We start from the raw sequence: 16421 nt of genomic DNA, 5'->3' as shown, positions 1-16421 counted from the left end.
TCAGGGCACGCTGGCCGGCACCACGGCGCGCCAGGGTGTCATGCAGCGCGCCACGTACGGGTACCGCGCGCAGTAATACCACACGTCCGGTTCCGGATACACGGGCGGCGGCACGATGACCGTGCCGCCGTAGTAGTCAACACGGGGATAGCTATGCCAGGGATTGCCATACCAGCGCGGTCCGTGGCCATGGTGCCATCCATGGCCGGCCCATGCGCCGCCATGCACGCGGCCGTGAAAATGACCGTGGCCGCCATGGCCAACGGGCGTGGCCCAGGCATCGCCTGCCAGCACCAAGCCCGCTACCAGCAGCGCCAGCCATAGGCCACGTCTTTTGTGCTTGCTGTCCATGACATCCTCCTGCCGTGCAAGACTTTCATCATCCTCTCTCCATTATTGGCAAACGGGCGACGCAAGCCAAGCTGCCGTAACAATTGCTCACCTTTTAGACGCCGGGAACAAGGGCAACCGGGAGCTGCGCCCCATACAAACGCAAACAGCCCCGCGGCGCGGGCCACGGGGCTGCAGGGAGCGACCAGTTATTGCGCCGGCAAGCTTTGCACGGGTGTCGCAGGTGCCAGGATGGGCGGCACGGGCGCGTGGATGGGCGCCGGCGCCTTGACCGCCAGCCAGCCCGTGGCTGGCAGCAGCGGCACCAGCAGCAGGGCCACGATATTGATGATCTTGATCAAGGGGTTCACTGCCGGGCCGGCCGTGTCCTTGTACGGGTCGCCCACGGTGTCGCCCGTGACGGCCGCCTTGTGGGCGTCCGAACCCTTGCCACCGAAGTGGCCATCCTCGATGTATTTCTTCGCATTGTCCCAGGCGCCGCCGCCCGTGGTCATGGAGATGGCCACGAACAGGCCCGTGACGATGGTCCCCATCAAGAGGCCACCCAGCGCCGCAGGCCCCAGCAGCATGCCCACGACGATGGGCACCACCACGGGCAGCAGGGACGGCACGATCATTTCACGGATGGCCGACGCCGTCAGCATGTCGACGGCCTTGTCGTATTCGGGCCGTGCCGTGCCTTCCATGATGCCCTTGATGTCGCGGAACTGGCGCCGCACCTCGACCACCACAGCGCCGGCCGCGCGGCCCACGGCTTCCATCGCCATGGCGCCGAACAGGTAGGGAATCAGGCCACCGATGAACAGGCCGACGATGACCATGGGGTTCGACAGGTCAAACGTGATGTGCTGGCCCACGGATTCGAGCGCATGCGTGTAGTCGGCAAACAGCACCAGCGCGGCCAGGCCCGCCGAGCCGATGGCATAGCCCTTGGTGACGGCCTTGGTGGTATTGCCGACGGCATCCAGAGGGTCGGTAATGGCACGCACGGAGTCGGGCAGGCCCGACATTTCCGCGATACCGCCCGCGTTATCCGTGATGGGGCCATACGCGTCGAGCGCGACGATGATGCCCGCCATCGACAGCATCGAGGTGGCCGCGATGGCGATGCCGTACAGGCCCGCCAATTGATACGAGACGAGGATGGCGACGCAGACGGCCAGCACCGGATACGCGGTGGACTTCATCGACACGCCCAGGCCGGCGATGATGTTGGTGCCGTGGCCCGTCGTCGACGCTTCAGCGATGTGGCGCACGGGCTTGAAGTCCGTGCCCGTGTAGTACTCGGTGATGTACACCATCAGCCCCGTGAGGACGATGCCGACGACGGTGGCGCCCAGCATCTTGTAGCGCATGGCGTCATCGGGCCACAGCAGCCACGTGACGACGGCAAAGCCGACCAGTGACAGGCCGGCGGCCCACCACAAGCCCGTGTACAGGGCCGACATGATTTTCGCGCCCGGCTTGGTCTTGACCATCGAGCAGCCGACGATGGACGCGAGGATGGAGACGGCGCCCAGCAGCAGCGGGTAGATGATGGCCGTGCCGCTGGCCTCGGCCATCAGCAGTGCACCCAGCAGCATGGTGGCGATCAGGGTCACGACATAGGTTTCGAACAGGTCGGCCGCCATGCCGGCGCAGTCGCCCACGTTGTCGCCCACGTTGTCGGCGATGACGGCCGGGTTGCGCGGATCGTCCTCGGGAATGCCCGCCTCCACCTTGCCCACCAGGTCCGCGCCCACGTCGGCACCCTTGGTGAAGATGCCGCCGCCGAGCCGCGCGAAGATGGAAATGAGCGAGGCGCCGAAGGCCAGGCCGATCAAAGGCTTGATCAGGTCATGCTGCGTGAGGCCGGGCGCGCCCGTCGTCACCAGCAGCCAGTAGAACAGGGTCACGCCCAGCAGGCCCAGTCCGACGACCAGCATGCCCGTGATCGCCCCGCCCTTGAAAGCCACGTTCAGGGCCTGGTTGATACCCAGGGTGGCCGCCTGCGCCGTGCGCACATTGGCCCGCACCGAGACATTCATGCCGATGAAGCCGCAGGCGCCCGACAGCACGGCGCCGATCAAAAACCCCAGCGCCGTGTGCAGACCAAGCAGCGCATAGATGGCGATCAGGAGCACCACGCCGACGATGGCGATGGTGCGGTACTGGCGCGCCAGGTAGGCGGCCGCGCCCTGCTGGATGGCCAGCGCGATTTCCTGCATGCGCGCGTTGCCGGGATCCTGCCGCAGGATCCAGCTGCGCGACACCAAACCATAAATGACTGCGACCACGCCGCAGGCTACCGCAAACCACAAACTGGCTGCCATATCGTCCCCTTCTGTTTTTATCCGACGTCATTGCCAACAGCTGCAGACCGCACCGGGTAGGCACGCGCAGCCAGGAAAACACGACCTGCAAAAAACCTGAACCACGAAAACGATACGGCGCCCGCCTCAAGCGCGGGCACAAAAAAAGCGGACACTCAGGTCCGCTTTTCAATACTGCTTATTCCGCCAGGGCGGCAAATGCGCTGTCGCGGATTTGCTCGACCGGACCGACGCCGGCGATGCGGCGGTATTTCGGTGCGCCTGGCAGGCCGGACTTGGCCCAGTCATTGTAGTAGCCCAACAAGACCTTGGTCTGGTTGTGATACACGTCCAGGCGCTTCTTGACCGTTTCCGCCTTGTCGTCGTCGCGCTGGATCAGCGGTTCGCCGGTGATGTCATCGACGCCGTCGACCTTGGGCGGATTGAATTTGACGTGGTAGACGCGGCCCGAACCCGGGTGGCTGCGGCGGCCATCCATGCGCTCGATGATCGAAGCGTCAGGCACGTCGATTTCCAGCACATAGTCGACATTGATGCCGGCATCTTTCATGGCGTCCGCTTGCGCGATCGTGCGCGGGAAGCCGTCGAACAGGTAGCCATTGGCGCAATCGGCATCCTGCAGGCGATTCTTGACCAGGCCGATCATGATGTCGTCCGACACGAGGCCGCCCGCATCCATGACTTTTTTCGCGGCCAGGCCCAGTTCCGTGCCTTCCTTGATCGCCGCGCGCAGCATGTCGCCCGTGGAGATTTGTGGAATGTTGTATTTTTCTTTGATGAAATTAGCTTGGGTGCCCTTGCCGGCACCGGGTGCTCCTAAAAGTATCAGACGCATTGAAAAGTTCCTAAAAAACAGATTTTGGATGGTGGTATGTGTAATTATTTTTAGATGGTGTTGCCAAGGCTATCTTTCCGTACGAAACTTACCACAAAAATTCCCCGGAACGCCAGTTTGCTATCGAATTGCTATGCCCTGATTGATCAAAGCCAGCAATTCGCGCGGCGCACGTTTCAAAATGTGGTTTTTACTGCAGGCGCACAAAATTATATTTGCACGCCTGCCGTTTTGCGGGTAGCGCTTACAGGGCGCCGTAGTGGGCTTGCACCCTGGCAAGATCTTCCGGCGTGTCGACACCGGCGGCCGGCGCCGAGTCCGTGACGTGCACGGCAATGGCAACACCGTGCCACAAGACGCGCAACTGCTCCAGCGCCTCGATGGCTTCCAGCGGCGACGCGGACAATTGCGGATATTCTTGCAAGAACGCATTGCTGTACGCATACAGGCCGATATGCCGCAGCGGCACGTAGCCTGCCGGCAAGCTGTCTTTTGCTTGCGCGAAGCCGTCGCGGTGCCAGGGAATCGTCGCGCGCGAGAAATACAAGGCGCGGCCGTTCTTGTCCAGCACGACCTTCACCACGTTCGGATTGAACGCGTCAACCACGTCGTGCAGCGGATGCGCGCACGTGGCCATGGGAACGGCGGCGCTGATCTGCGCCGCGCAGGCAGCCAGCAGGGACGGATCGATCAGCGGTTCGTCGCCCTGCAGGTTGACGACGACGGCGTCCGGCGGCAAGCCGAGCGTGCGCGCCACTTCGGCGATGCGGTCCGTGCCCGACGGATGGTCGCTGCGCGTCATGCACACTTCCACGCCATGCGCGGCGCAGGCTACGCGGATGCTGTCATGGTCGGTGGCGACGATGACGCGCGCGGCGCCCGACAGGGCTGCCTGCTCGGCCACGCGCACCACCATGGGTTTGCCGCCCAGGTCAGCCAGCGGCTTGCCCGGCAGCCGCGTCGAGGCCAGCCGGGCCGGGATGATGACGATGAACGCCATCGTTATTCCACTGCGTCTTGCAGGGTGCGCGCTTCGTCCGCCCACATGATGGGGATGCCATCGCGGATAGGATAGGCCAGGCGGTCGGCGCGGCAAATCAGTTCCTGCGCCTTCTTATCGTGTTCAAGCGGACCCTTGCAAACAGGGCAGACCAGGATATCAAGCAGTCGAGCGTCCACGACATTTCTCCACAATTTGTTGGGCCAGCGCGCTATCGATGCGCGCACTGACGGGGACGACCCACAGTCTCGGGTCATCTTTGAGATGTTCAATTTGCGCACATTTTACTGCATCCTTCTCGGTGATCAAGATCACATCCGTGTCGAGCGCCGCAAATGGCTGGTCGAGGAAGTCGTGATGATCGGGCAAGGGCAGTTCCATGAAGTCCAGTCCGGCCCCGCGCAGCATGGCAAAGAAGCGCTGGGGATTGCCGATGCCGGCCGCCGCCACGATGCGCTGGCCGCTGGCCGCCAAGGATTCAAGCGGCATGCGCTCATTGCGGTTCACCATGCGTTCGGCCACGCCACCGGCCAGCAGCATCTGCACCACCAGCCCGCCCTGCGGCGCGACCCTGGCTACCAGTGCCGGCGCCAGCTCGGGCGCATTGATCACCGTCACGTCGCGCCGGCGGCGCGGCGATTCGCGCAAAGGTCCCGCCGGCAGCAACCAGCCATTGCCCGCGCCGCGGCCGTCGAACAGCACGATTTCCACGTCGCGCTGCAAGGCGTAATGCTGCAAGCCGTCGTCCGTCACCAGCACGTCGACCTCCGGGTGCGCGGTCAGCAGGGCCCGGCCCGCTTGCGCGCGGTCGCGCCCCACCATCACGGGGCAGCCGCCGCGCTGGAAGATCAGCAGCGGCTCGTCGCCCACCTGCTGCGGCGTGGAACTGGCGCTGACGGCGCGCGGCGACCGGTCGGCGCTGCCATGGCCGCGCGAAATGACGCCCGGGCGCATGCCCGCGTCGCGCAAGGCTTGCACCAGCCAGATCGTCAGCGGCGTCTTGCCCGTGCCGCCGATAAAAATATTGCCGACGACGACGACGGGCACGGGCAGGCGCGCCGATGTCAGGATATTGGCCCGGTACAGGCCGCGCCGCACGGCGCTCAGCGCGCCAAACAGCAGCGACACGGGCCACAGCGCGCACGCCAGCGGGCCGCGCGTCAGCCAGGTGCGGGTCAATGTGGATTCAAGCTTGGCGGGAGAGGATGTGGGCATGCGGTGAGGGGTAAAGGGCTGGGGTCTGACCCGGCGGGCCAGACCCCAATTTTGTTGCCGGTAACGGTCGGAACTTACTTGCCACCCGCCTGCGCCGCAAACGTCAGCTTTTCATAGCCGGCCAGGCGCGCCGCTTCCATCACGTGGATGACCATCTGGTGCATGGCGAACTGGTCGGCGTTGACCACCACGACGGGCGTCTGCGCCGGCGCCTTGCCGCCGTTGGCCGCTTTCGCCGCGTCCTGCAGGGCGTCGGCCAGGCCGGCCACGTCGCGGAACGACACCGGTTCGCGGTTGACCGTGTAATTGCCCTTGGCATCGATGGTGACGTCGAGCTGCTGCGGCTTGTCCTTGGCTTGCTCGGCGTCGGCCGTCGGCAAGGTGATCTGCAGCTCCGTAAACTTGCTGTAGGTGGTGCTGACCATCAAAAAGATCAGGATCACCAGCAGCACGTCGATAAACGGGATCAGGTTGATTTCGGGGTCTTCACGCCCCTTGCCTTTGCGGAAGTTCATTTGCGGCCACTGTGGACGATATCGACGAATTTGACCGCTTGCTGCTCCATGTCAATGACGAAGCTGTCGACGAGAGCGCGGAAGTGGCGGTAGAAGACGAGGGTCGGCATGGCGATGGCCAGGCCAAAGCCCGTGTTATACAAGGCCACCGAGATGCCGTGGGCCAATTGTGCGGGATTCGAGCCGCTGGCGTTTTGCGAACCGAAGATTTCGATCATGCCCACCACCGTGCCGAACAGGCCCATCAGCGGCGCCAGGGTGGCGATGGTGCCCAGGGTCGTCAGGAAACGTTCCAGTGTGTGGGCCACGCCGCTGCCCGCCTCTTCGATCGATTCCTTCATCACTTCGCGCGGCGCGTCGACATTGCGCAGGGCGGCGGCCAGCACCACGCCCAGCGGCGAATTGTCTTCCAGCTTGGCCACCGTGTCCGGCGTGATCTTGCCGCTGCGATACACCTGCACCACTTCATCAAACAGCTTGCGGGGCAGGATCTTGGCGCGTCGCAAATACAGCAGGCGCTCGATAATCAAGGCCAGGGCGACGATGGAAGCGATCAACAACAGCCAGATGGGCCAGCCAGCGGCTTGAAATATAGCGAGCAAAAGGAACTCCTGGTAAAGGGAAGGCGGTGAATCACCCGAACAGCCTGTATTGTACCGAGCGCCGAAGACCGATTCGACGTCCGCGCGGGAATGGCGCAATGTAGCGCGTTGCCGCGCCGGCGGCAAGTGGCGCCCGCATGGCACTTGTCCACACGGCGCGTCGGGCGCACGCTGCCGCCGCACAGTTTTGCACACTTTGTGTGGATAAGATTGTGAGCAAGCATGAAGTCCAGCATGCAAGCCCTTGATTTACATGAGAATTACTGCACTGCGCAAAATACAGGCATAGCAGCTCATCGCCATTAGTCAATGTCACAAAATCAAGAATTCAAGAGTTCTGCACATTTACTGTGGACAAGATTGTGCGCAAAGCCGAGGAATTCAATCAAGTCATTGATTTTAAAGGAAATTAAATCGATGAGTAAAAAAGTGGCAGCCAGCACGAAATCGGTGGCAAACAGGCGGTCAAAGTTCTGCACACAATCTGTGGACAAGATTGTGTGCAAGCGCAAGGATACGCGCCAAGTACATTGATTTATATCGTTTTTATTGCCATGCATAAAAATGTAGCAAGGGCTGGAAAGCGGGCTTTTATCGCTCCGATTGCACTTCAACACGGCAGTTTTCCACCGCAACAGCAGTTCCGCACATAAAGTGTGGATAAGATTGTGAGCAAGCGGATTGACTCCATGCAAACACCTTGATTTTAAAGGAGTTTTTTTCAATGCTGAAAAATTAGGCAGCGCAACTCCCTGGCCGCGTGGTGGAAAACCAGGTCAACAGGCGAAACGGTTTATGCAGTTTTGCACACATTCTGTGGATAAGATTGTGAGCAAGGCGCACGGCATGGTGCTACACCATTGATTTATATGGCTATTTTTATGCTGCGCAAAATTCAGGCAAGCGATGCCATGGCTCTTCCAGTGGATAAATCCGGCGCCGTGCCAGAGTTCTGCACATTTTTTGTGGATAAGATTGTGCGCAAGGCCATGCATGGCATACTAAGCATTTGATTCCTATAGACTTTATTTCCGTGCGCAAAAATGTAGCAAGGCACTTTTATCGGTCAATGTTGGCTTGCCGGGCCATGTTTGTCCAAGGCAAAAAGTTCCGCACACTTTCTGTGGATAACTTTGTGCGTAAGTGGCAGGGGCTGTACTGATGTGCTTGATATTAAAGGTTTTTTTCCCTGTGCACGCAAATCAGGCATACGGGAATTCATCATGAAATCAAATACTTAGAAATAGAACTTGTTGTTTTGCACGATATATGACATAAGCATGACCTCGCCGATAATATGTGGACAGTTCCCTCCCCCATAGCACCAGATGATGACTGATACTCCAACTGACAGCGGCTTTGCCGCCCCGCCCGTGCTGACCGTCAGCGCCCTGAACCAGGCCGTTGCGCGTCTGCTCGAACGCTCATTTCCCCTGACCTGGATCGCCGGCGAGATTTCCAACTTCACGCGCGCCGCTTCCGGCCACTGGTATTTCACCTTGAAGGACGATGGCGCCCAGGTGCGCGCCGTGATGTTCCGCGGCCGCGCCCAGTTTGCCGGCTTCACGCCGCGCGAAGGCGACAAGGTGGAAGTGCGCGCCCTCGTCACCCTGTACGGCGCGCGCGGCGATTACCAGATCAACGTGGAAGCCATCCGCCGCGCCGGCGTGGGCGCCCTGTATGAAGCGTTCCAGCGGCTGAAGGAAAAGCTGGCCGCGCAGGGCTTGTTCGACCAGGAACGCAAGCGCGCCATCCCCATGTTCGCGCGCAGCATCGGCATCGTCACCAGCCCGCAGGCGGCAGCCCTGCGCGACGTGCTGATCGCGCTCAAGCGCCGCGCGCCGCACGTCAACATCATCCTGTATCCCACGCCCGTGCAGGGCCAGCAGGCGCCGGAAAAAATCGCGCACGCCATCCGCACGGCATCCACAAGGGCCGAGTGCGACGTGCTGCTGGTGTGCCGTGGCGGCGGCAGTATCGAAGATTTGTGGTCGTTCAACGATGAAGCCGTAGCCCATGCCATTGCCGATTGTTCCATGCCCGTGATCAGCGGCGTGGGACACGAGACGGATTTCACCATCGCCGACTTCGCGGCCGACCTGCGCGCAGCCACGCCGACGGCGGCGGCCGAACTAGCGGCCACGCCGCGCGCCGACTGGATGGCTTCCCTGCGCGCCGATGCGGCCGACCTGCGCCGCGCCATGCGCCGCAGCCTCGACGATGCGGCGCAGACCCTGGACCGCCACAGCCGCCGCCTGCTCAACCCGAAGGCGCAGCTGCAACAGCAGCGCTTGCAGCTGCTGGCCCTGTCGACGGCCATGACGCATGCGGCGCGCGCGCCCGTCAACCAATCGCAGTACGCGCTGGAACGCCTGCGCTCGCGCTGGGCCAACCTGCGGCCCGACGTCACGGCGCCGCGCACGCGCCTGGCGGACATGCTGCGGCGCAGCGGCGCGGCCATGGCGCAGCAGCTGGGCCAGCGGCGCCACCGCCTCGACGGCCTGGCAGCGCAGCTGGAGCTGCTCAATCCCCAGCGCACGCTGGAGCGCGGCTACGCGATCCTGCGCGATGAAAAGGGAAATATCGTGCGCTCGCCGGCGCAGCTGCAGGCGCGCCAGAATGTCAATGTGCGCCTGGCCGAAGGCAGCGCGCAGGTCGGCATCGCCAGCGTGCAGGCGACGTTAGAATAAAAAAGGCCGGGGAAGAACCCCGGCCCAACACCTTCCCTACTGAGTGGACTGCTACCGCAACTGCCCTTTCACACGGCCTGATTAAAACTTCATCGACACGCGCGCGCCAAAGGTGCGCGGCGCGTTGTAGAAGGCGCCGTAGATCTGCTGCGTCGGCTGGCATGGCATGCCGACGTCCGTGCAGATTTCATTGACGTCCAGCTTGACGGCCTTGTCGGTGGCGTTCTGCACGAACGCTTCGACCGTGTACGCCTTGTTCGCCGGCTGGAAGCGCAGGCTCAGGTCCAGGGTCGTGTAGGCTTCCTGGCGCTTGACGCCGGCATGGCCCGGCACGTCGCCGTTGAACGCGCCCGCGCCCACATACGACATGGTTTCATAGTGCACCGACGCGCGCGGCGTGAGCTGGCCGCCGGCGACACTGAAATCATGCTCGTACTGGACGGTCGTGGAAAACTTCGGTGCATGCTTCATGGTGCTGCCGCCCACGTTCACCAGTGGCGCCGTCGAACCGCAGGACTGGCCATTCGCACGCGCCGCATCGACGTCGCACGACATGAAGTCGTCGTACACGGCTTTGAGCCAGGTGGCGTTGCCCGTCAGGCGGTCGACCTTCGTTGGCCGCCACACCCATTCCGCTTCCAGCCCCTTGACGGTGGCGCCGGCCGCGTTGAAGTTGGCCAGCACACTGTTGACCACCTGCGATTCGAGCTTGTCCTTGTACTTCATCAAAAACGCATCGAGGTTCAGGGTCAGTTCACGGTTCAGCAGGTCGGACTTGAAGCCGATTTCATAGCTGGTCAGCTTTTCCGGCTTGGTGGTGGCGCCGCCGTCGCCGATGGCTGGCGAATGGAAGCCCGTCGTCACGGAGCCGAACAGCAGGATATCGGAGCGCAGCTTGTACTCGATGCGACCCAGCCAGGTGGCCTGGCCGTATTTCAGGTCGGCCGTGTTGTCGCCTGGCGTATTGCCGCAGGTGGCGGCCGTGATGGCGCCGCCAGGGCCGATATTGTGCGTGTTGGCCAGGCCCGTGCCGGGCGTGACCAGCTGGCGCAGCTGGTCGGCAGTGAGCACGGTGGTGCCCAACGGCGTATTCGCGGGCCAGTTCGGGCAGGCCCAATTCTGGCCGCCGATGTCGAATTTGTGGTCTTTCGTGTAGCGCGCGCCGGCCGTCAGCTTAAGTGTATCGGTCACTTGCTGGCTGACCTGGCCGAATACGGCCTTCGATTTGAGCTGGCGGTCGCCCTGGATGAAGGACATCGACGAGGCGTACTGGCCCACGGTCGGCTGCACGAAGATCACGGCGCCGTTGGCGATATCCTGCTGCACGGCGGCCTGCGAAATCTGGCTGCGGTCGATATCGAAGCGCACCTTGTTCTTTTCGTTGAACAGGAACAGGCCGGCCACCCACTGGAACGGCGCATCGTCGTCCGAGCGCGCCTGCAGCTCGTGCGAATAGCTGTCGAACTGCGCCCAGTCGGTGCGGTTTTCCGATTTGAAGCCGGGGAACAGGCCCGCATCGGAATCGTTGCTGTTCTGGCGCTTGTAGCGGCTCCAACTGCCCAGGTACGTGAAGTCCAGCGCGTCCGTCGGCTTGTAATTGAGCTTGCCCTTGTAGGTCAGAATCGACTGGTCCAGGGTGCCCGGCGTGTCGATCAGTGCCGAACGCAGCTTCTCGCCCGGCTTCGGTTCTGCCGCCAGGTAGACGTTGCCGGCACCCTGGTCGAGGAAATAGTCGGCGATGAAGGTGCCGCGCAGCTGCGGCGTGAACTTCCACAGCAGCGAGGCGCGCACGCCCATCTGGTCGCCGGCGCCATACTTGGCCGTGCCCGGCATGACGTTCGAGCCGCGGCGGAAGTCCACCGTGCCGTCATGGCTATCCTTGATGGCCGCGATGCGCAGCGCCACGTCGTCGGAAAACGGGATATTGATCATGCCCTGCGTCTGCAGATGGCGCTTGTCGCCCACGGTGATGCCGGCCGAGCCCATGAACTTCGCCGTGCTTGGCGCGGCCGAGACGAGGTTGACGGCGCCGGCCGTCGAATTGCGGCCATTTAAAGTGCCCTGCGGTCCGCGCGCTACCTCGACGTGGGACAGGTCATACATCAGCGCCGTGGCGCCCTGGGGACGCGGCGAATACACGCCGTCGACATAAAAGGCGACGGCCGGGTCGCCCAGCTCCGTGTGATTGGCCGAACCGACGCCGCGCATGTAGACGTGCACGCCACCCGAGTCGCCATGCTGCTCGACGACGAGGCTCGGCACCATGGTGGCCAGCGATGCCAGATCCTTGACCTGGTTGTTTTGCAGCGTGTCCTGGTTGAAGGCGGTGACGGCCAGCGGCGTCTCCTGCACGAAGGTATTGCGGCGCGTGGCCGTGACGACGATGCGGTCCATCTGTTCGGCGGCCGGTTTTGCCGCGTCCGTGACTGGCGTGGTGCTGGCCGAATCCTGGGCCATGGCGGCGCCGCTGCCCAGCAAGATGAACTGGGCGAAGGTCGCATGCGCCAGACTGAGGGCGATGGTGTTGCGTTTGAGCTGTTGCATTGTTGTTGTCTCCTGTACCGCTGGTTGATTGATGATCACATAGCTCTTTGGCTATTGCTGCACATTTTTTGGGTGTCAATCTGAAGTCATGTCGCCTCCGTGCGGGGTCAATGGGTAGCCACGGCGCGCCCGGCCGTGTCAAATAGAAAGGCATGGCCCTCTTCCGGCGCGAAGCCGATGGCGCTGCCCTGCGCCAGCGCGTGGCGCGCCTCGCCGTGCAGCTTGATGGCCACCGCATGCGGACTGTTATCGAGGGTCGCGTGGATGATCTGCGCATCGCCCAGCTGCTCGATCAGGGTCACCGTGGCGCCATAGCCTTCGTGGCGCGGCACCAGGCGCAGGTGTTCCGGGCGTATGCCGACCAGCATGCCCGCCTCGCCGCCAAGCTGGCTGGCCAGCGCGGGGACGGCGGCGCACGGCAAAAAATTCATGCGCAGAGCGCCGATGAAGCCTGCCACGAACTGGCTGGCCGGATGGCGGTACAGGTCCAGGGGCGCGCCTACCTGCTCCAGGTGGCCGCCATGGAAGACGGCGACCCTGTCGCCGAGGGTCATGGCCTCGACCTGGTCGTGGGTGACGTAAATCATGGTTGTGCCCAGTTCCTGGTGCAGCTTGGCCAGCTCGATGCGCGTCTGCACCCGCAAGGAGGCGTCGAGGTTGGACAAAGGCTCGTCAAAAAGGAATACCTTGGGCTGGCGCACGATGGAGCGGCCGATGGCCACGCGCTGGCGCTCGCCGCCCGACAAGGCCTTGGGTTTGCGGTCGAGCAGGTGCGTGATCTGCAAAATCTCGGCCACCTTGCCGACGGCCGCGCGCACTTCCGCTTCCGGCTTGCCCGCCAGTTTCAAGGCAAAGCCCATGTTGTCGCGCGCCGTCATGTGCGGATACAGGGCGTAGCTCTGGAAGACCATGGCGATGCCCCGCTCGGCCGGCGCCACGTCATTGGCCAGCAAGTCGCCGATGCGCAGCTGGCCCGCGCTGATGTCTTCCAGTCCCGCGATCATGCGCAGCAGGGTCGACTTGCCGCAACCGGACGGCCCGACGAAGACCATGAATTCGCCGTCGTGGATATCGAGGTCCAGGCCCTTGACGATTTCCGGGCCGTCGCCGTAGGTCTTGCGGATGCCGCGCAGGGAAATGGCGGCCATGTCAGTGCGCCTCCACCAGGACAGCGGCGTGGGATGCGCGCTGGGCGGCGATGAAGTCGCGGTACCACAGGGCGCTGTCCTTGAAGCTGCGTTGTTGCGTGGCGTAGTCGACGTACAACATGCCGAAGCGCTTGGCGTAGCCGGAGTTCCATTCGAAGTTATCCATCAGGCTCCAGTAGAAATAACCGCGCACGTCGATGCCCTGCGCGATCACGGCGCGCAAGGCGTCCAGGTGCAACTGCACGTACTCGATGCGCGGCGCGTCATGGATCTTGCCGTCGACGGGCTTGTCGGCCACGGCCATGCCGTTTTCCGTGATGTAGACGGGCGGCAGACGGTATTCGCGGTGCAGGCCAACCAGCAGTTCCGTCAAGCCTTGCGGATAGGTTTCCCAGCCCATGTCGTTGACACCGAGCTTGCATTCCGGCTTGCGCGGCGGCGTCTCGGCGCTCATGAAAGCGCGCGTGTAGTAGTTCACGCCGAGGAAATCGATGGGCTGTTTAATATCCATGAAATCGTTTTCAAAGATGGATAAAGCAGAAGCGTCGACGTGTTTCAGAGCCAGGGCCGGGTAGCGGCCCTTGAAGATGGCGTCCATATACCACTGCACCGAGCGCGCATATTCAAGCTCGGCCAGCTCCCGGTCCTGGGCGCTGTCGGTGGCCGGCGTGGCCGTCCATTGATTGAGCACGATGCCCAGCTTCGCCGGCGCGTTCACTGTGCGCATCGCTTGCATGGCCAGGCCGTGCGACAGCAGCAGATGGTGCGACACTTGCACGGCGGCGGCCGGGTCGGCCATGCCGGGGGCGAACTGGCCCGTGCCGTGGCCCAGCACGGCCGTGCACCACGGTTCGTTATGGGTGGCGATGCTGGCGACCTTGTGGCCAAAGCGGCGCGCCACTTCGGCAGCGTAGGCGGCGAAGTGGTAGCAGGTGGCGCGATTGAGCCAGCCGCCCTCGTCCTGCAAGGCTTGCGGCAAGTCCCAGTGGTACAGGGTCAGGTGCGCATCGAGCCCCTTGGCAGCCAGGGCGTCGAGCAAACGCCCATAAAAGTCGAAGCCGGCCTCGTTCCAGGCGCCGGAACCCGTCGGCTGCACGCGCGACCAGGACATGGAAAAGCGGTAGGTGTTGACGCCCAGGCTGGCGATCAGCTCCACGTCATCAAAGTAGCGGTGATAGTGGTCGCAGGCCACGTCGCCATTGCTGCCGTCGATGATCTTGCCATCCGTGTGGCTGAAGGTATCCCAGATGGATGGGCCGCGACCATCGATGGCGGCGGCGCCCTCGATCTGGTAGGCGCTGGTGGCCACGCCCCAGGTGAAGGTGGCGGGAAAGTTGGTATCGGTGTCGTCGTTATGCATGGTGGTCATGTCAGTGTGAGTGGATTAAGAGAGTGCTAGCCTTTGACGGCGCCTTGCGTGAGGCCCTCGATCAGGCGCTTGGAGGCAACAAAAAACATCAGCAGCAGCGGCAGCACGGCAATCGCGGCGCCCGTCATCAGCGCGCCCCACTCCGTGTTGTTCGGCGCCTGCATGCTGCGCAGGGCCAACGGGATCGTGTAGTTCTCGACCGAGCGCATGACGACCAGCGGCGTGATGAAATTGTTCCACGAGTTGATGAAGGTGATCAGGCCCAGGGTCCCCATGGCAGGGCCGATCAGCGGCAGCACGACCCGCCAGTAGATGGCGAATTCGCCGCAGCCGTCGATGCGCGCCGCCTCGATCAGGTCCTTTGGTATCGCCGTGCCGATGTACTGGCGCATCAGGAAAATGCCCAGCGCGCCGGCCGCTCCCGGCACGTACAAGGCGCGCGGCTGGTCCAGCCAGCCGAGGAAATCCATCAGCATGAAGGTCGGAATCATGTTCATGAACGAGGGGATGATCATCGACGCCATCACCAGGGTAAACAAGGGCCGCTTGAAGCGGAACTCGTACATGGCGAAGGCATAGCCGCCCAGCGAGCAAAAGAACAAGGTCAGCGCCGTCGTCATCAGGGCCACGTACAGGCTGATGCCGATATTGCGCCAGAACGGCAGGCGCTCCTGCAGCAATTCCAGGTTGTTGAGCAGGGCCGTGCCGAACCAGCGCGGCGGCGGCAGGCTGTAGATCTCGGCGCTCGTATGCGTGGCGAAGACGAACATGAAGTAGAACGGCGCGACCATGATCAGGGCGCCGATGGCCACCATGGCGTAGGCCGTCCAGCGGGTGGTTTTCATCGGACCTCCTTGCGCTCATTGCGTTCATTGCGGCTGAAAATGCGGTTGTTGACCCAAGTGGTGCTGGCGATGATCAAAAACAGCAGCCAGGAAATGGCCGACGCCGTGCCGAAGTCGCCCGAGGAAAACGCCGTCTTGTAGACGAAGATGGCCGTCGTCATCACGGACTGGCTCACGCCGCTCGATTCGGCCACCAGCACGAACGGTTCCTCGAATAGCTGCAGATTGCCCATGATGGTGAGTGTCACGGCCAGGTAGATCATGGGCCGCAGCTGCGGCAGGGTGATGTACCAGAACTGCTGGCGTTTCGAGGCGCCGTCGATGGTGGCCGCCTCGTACAGATCCTTCGGGATCACCTGCAGCGCGGACAGATACAGCACCAGGTTCCAGCCCAGGTAGCGCCAGAAAATCACGAAAGCGACGGCCGGCTTGATGAACAGCGAGCTGCCCAGCCAGTCGATCGATTCGGCGGGGAACAAGCCGCCCACCAGCGGCAGGCTGGCGCACCATTGGATCAGCACATTGATCTGGCCATAGTCGCGCGAAAACAGCGTATTGAAGACCATGGCGATGGCCACGCTGGACGTGATGAACGGTAAAAAGTAAATGCCGATCACCAGGTTGCGCGAGCGCTTGAAGCTGTTGTGGATGAAGGCCGCCAGTGGAATGGCCACCAGGTGCTGCGGCACGCCCGAGGCCAGCGCCAGCCAGATGGTATTGCCCAGCGAGCGCAAGAACCACGGATCGCTCAAGGCGTACTTGTAGTTATCCAGCCCCACCCACTGCATGGCTTCCACGCCGCTGGCTGCTTCCCACTGGTTGAACGACAAATAGATGGAAAACAGCAGCGGAAACAGGCTGAAGACGGCGAACAAAATGAAGAAGGGGCTGATGAAGATGTACGGCGCCCATTGCTTCATGTTGTAGCGTTTTTTGGCGGGCCGCGCTGCAGCAGCAGCGGGCGCGCCCTCGGTACAAGGCATGGAGGTAGTCAT

The 16421-nt window shown here is 62.7% G+C and carries 15 protein-coding genes; 2 read left to right on the top strand and 13 right to left on the bottom strand.

Annotated features, from left to right (window positions below):
• From AC3IQ7_RS08380 to AC3IQ7_RS08345, 8 genes are all read right to left on the bottom strand, one after another.
• Complete coding sequence (locus tag AC3IQ7_RS08380) at nucleotides 1-351, bottom strand: hypothetical protein (protein WP_489208962.1); 351 nt, start codon at nucleotides 349-351, stop codon at nucleotides 1-3.
• Between the two features lie 188 nt (nucleotides 352-539).
• Nucleotides 540-2663, bottom strand: coding sequence for a sodium-translocating pyrophosphatase (locus tag AC3IQ7_RS08375; RefSeq protein WP_322427621.1), 2124 nt, complete (start codon nucleotides 2661-2663; stop codon nucleotides 540-542).
• A 178-nt stretch (nucleotides 2664-2841) separates the two neighbouring features.
• Nucleotides 2842-3498 (bottom strand): adenylate kinase, encoded by a 657-nt coding sequence (gene adk / locus AC3IQ7_RS08370; RefSeq protein ID WP_035825772.1) that lies wholly within the window; start codon nucleotides 3496-3498, stop codon nucleotides 2842-2844.
• Between the two features lie 244 nt (nucleotides 3499-3742).
• A complete protein-coding gene (gene kdsB, locus AC3IQ7_RS08365; protein ID WP_099378935.1) occupies nucleotides 3743-4498 on the bottom strand; it encodes a 3-deoxy-manno-octulosonate cytidylyltransferase in 756 nt (251 codons plus the stop codon).
• 2 nt (nucleotides 4499-4500) lie between these two features.
• Nucleotides 4501-4677, bottom strand: coding sequence for a Trm112 family protein (locus AC3IQ7_RS08360; protein WP_010395789.1), 177 nt, complete (start codon nucleotides 4675-4677; stop codon nucleotides 4501-4503).
• The gene (gene lpxK / locus AC3IQ7_RS08355; protein ID WP_489208958.1) at nucleotides 4658-5713 is read right to left on the bottom strand and encodes a tetraacyldisaccharide 4'-kinase; all 1056 of its coding nucleotides are present in this window, start codon (nucleotides 5711-5713) and stop codon (nucleotides 4658-4660) included. Before lpxK ends, AC3IQ7_RS08360 begins: the two co-directional genes overlap by 20 nt.
• Nucleotides 5714-5787: 74 nt before the next feature.
• Nucleotides 5788-6228, bottom strand: a complete 441-nt coding sequence (locus tag AC3IQ7_RS08350) for an ExbD/TolR family protein (protein WP_035825768.1) — start codon at nucleotides 6226-6228, stop codon at nucleotides 5788-5790.
• Nucleotides 6225-6830, bottom strand: coding sequence for a MotA/TolQ/ExbB proton channel family protein (locus AC3IQ7_RS08345; protein WP_070224614.1), 606 nt, complete (start codon nucleotides 6828-6830; stop codon nucleotides 6225-6227). The genes AC3IQ7_RS08350 and AC3IQ7_RS08345 overlap by 4 nt, the downstream gene beginning before the upstream one ends.
• Nucleotides 6831-7711: 881 nt before the next feature.
• Here AC3IQ7_RS08345 and AC3IQ7_RS08340 point away from each other — a divergent pair.
• Both AC3IQ7_RS08340 and xseA read left to right on the top strand, forming a co-directional pair.
• The gene (locus AC3IQ7_RS08340; protein ID WP_322427618.1) at nucleotides 7712-7843 is read left to right on the top strand and encodes a hypothetical protein; all 132 of its coding nucleotides are present in this window, start codon (nucleotides 7712-7714) and stop codon (nucleotides 7841-7843) included.
• A gap of 315 nt (nucleotides 7844-8158) precedes the next feature.
• A complete protein-coding gene (gene xseA / locus AC3IQ7_RS08335) occupies nucleotides 8159-9520 on the top strand; it encodes an exodeoxyribonuclease VII large subunit (protein WP_489208955.1) in 1362 nt (453 codons plus the stop codon).
• A gap of 81 nt (nucleotides 9521-9601) precedes the next feature.
• Here the strand turns inward: xseA and AC3IQ7_RS08330 are convergent, their stop codons facing one another.
• The 5 genes from AC3IQ7_RS08330 to AC3IQ7_RS08310 form a co-directional block, all read right to left on the bottom strand.
• Entirely contained in the window at nucleotides 9602-12064 is a 2463-nt protein-coding gene (locus tag AC3IQ7_RS08330; RefSeq protein ID WP_322427616.1) for a TonB-dependent receptor, read from the bottom strand.
• A 107-nt stretch (nucleotides 12065-12171) separates the two neighbouring features.
• The gene (locus AC3IQ7_RS08325) at nucleotides 12172-13212 is read right to left on the bottom strand and encodes an ABC transporter ATP-binding protein (protein ID WP_219313082.1); all 1041 of its coding nucleotides are present in this window, start codon (nucleotides 13210-13212) and stop codon (nucleotides 12172-12174) included.
• Between the two features lies 1 nt (nucleotide 13213).
• Entirely contained in the window at nucleotides 13214-14581 is a 1368-nt protein-coding gene (locus AC3IQ7_RS08320; RefSeq protein WP_489208952.1) for a GH1 family beta-glucosidase, read from the bottom strand.
• A 26-nt stretch (nucleotides 14582-14607) separates the two neighbouring features.
• A complete protein-coding gene (locus AC3IQ7_RS08315; RefSeq protein ID WP_034751746.1) occupies nucleotides 14608-15426 on the bottom strand; it encodes a carbohydrate ABC transporter permease in 819 nt (272 codons plus the stop codon).
• Nucleotides 15423-16421 carry a carbohydrate ABC transporter permease gene (locus AC3IQ7_RS08310; RefSeq protein ID WP_489208950.1) on the bottom strand — a complete coding sequence of 333 codons (999 nt, stop codon included), beginning with the start codon at nucleotides 16419-16421 and terminating at the stop codon, nucleotides 15423-15425. The genes AC3IQ7_RS08315 and AC3IQ7_RS08310 overlap by 4 nt, the downstream gene beginning before the upstream one ends.

Source organism: Janthinobacterium sp. GL_088 (genome assembly GCF_057837845.1).
Note: the sequence above shows the minus strand (reverse complement) of the source record. Positions and strands in the feature narration are given on the sequence as shown.

Bases quoted from the DNA above. Each gene is read 5' to 3' on its own strand.
- AC3IQ7_RS08380 (WP_489208962.1), bottom strand. From the start codon at position 351: ATGGACAGCAAGCACAAAAGACGTGGCCTATGGCTGGCGCTGCTGGTA.
- AC3IQ7_RS08375 (WP_322427621.1), bottom strand. From the start codon at position 2,663: ATGGCAGCCAGTTTGTGGTTTGCGGTAGCCTGCGGCGTGGTCGCAGTC.
- adk (WP_035825772.1), bottom strand. From the start codon at position 3,498: ATGCGTCTGATACTTTTAGGAGCACCCGGTGCCGGCAAGGGCACCCAA.
- kdsB (WP_099378935.1), bottom strand. From the start codon at position 4,498: ATGGCGTTCATCGTCATCATCCCGGCCCGGCTGGCCTCGACGCGGCTG.
- lpxK (WP_489208958.1), bottom strand. From the start codon at position 5,713: ATGCCCACATCCTCTCCCGCCAAGCTTGAATCCACATTGACCCGCACC.
- AC3IQ7_RS08350 (WP_035825768.1), bottom strand. From the start codon at position 6,228: ATGAACTTCCGCAAAGGCAAGGGGCGTGAAGACCCCGAAATCAACCTG.
- AC3IQ7_RS08340 (WP_322427618.1), top strand. From the start codon at position 7,712: ATGCTGCGCAAAATTCAGGCAAGCGATGCCATGGCTCTTCCAGTGGAT.
- xseA (WP_489208955.1), top strand. From the start codon at position 8,159: ATGATGACTGATACTCCAACTGACAGCGGCTTTGCCGCCCCGCCCGTG.
- AC3IQ7_RS08330 (WP_322427616.1), bottom strand. From the start codon at position 12,064: ATGCAACAGCTCAAACGCAACACCATCGCCCTCAGTCTGGCGCATGCG.
- AC3IQ7_RS08325 (WP_219313082.1), bottom strand. From the start codon at position 13,212: ATGGCCGCCATTTCCCTGCGCGGCATCCGCAAGACCTACGGCGACGGC.
- AC3IQ7_RS08320 (WP_489208952.1), bottom strand. From the start codon at position 14,581: ATGACCACCATGCATAACGACGACACCGATACCAACTTTCCCGCCACC.
- AC3IQ7_RS08315 (WP_034751746.1), bottom strand. From the start codon at position 15,426: ATGAAAACCACCCGCTGGACGGCCTACGCCATGGTGGCCATCGGCGCC.
- AC3IQ7_RS08310 (WP_489208950.1), bottom strand. From the start codon at position 16,421: ATGACTACCTCCATGCCTTGTACCGAGGGCGCGCCCGCTGCTGCTGCA.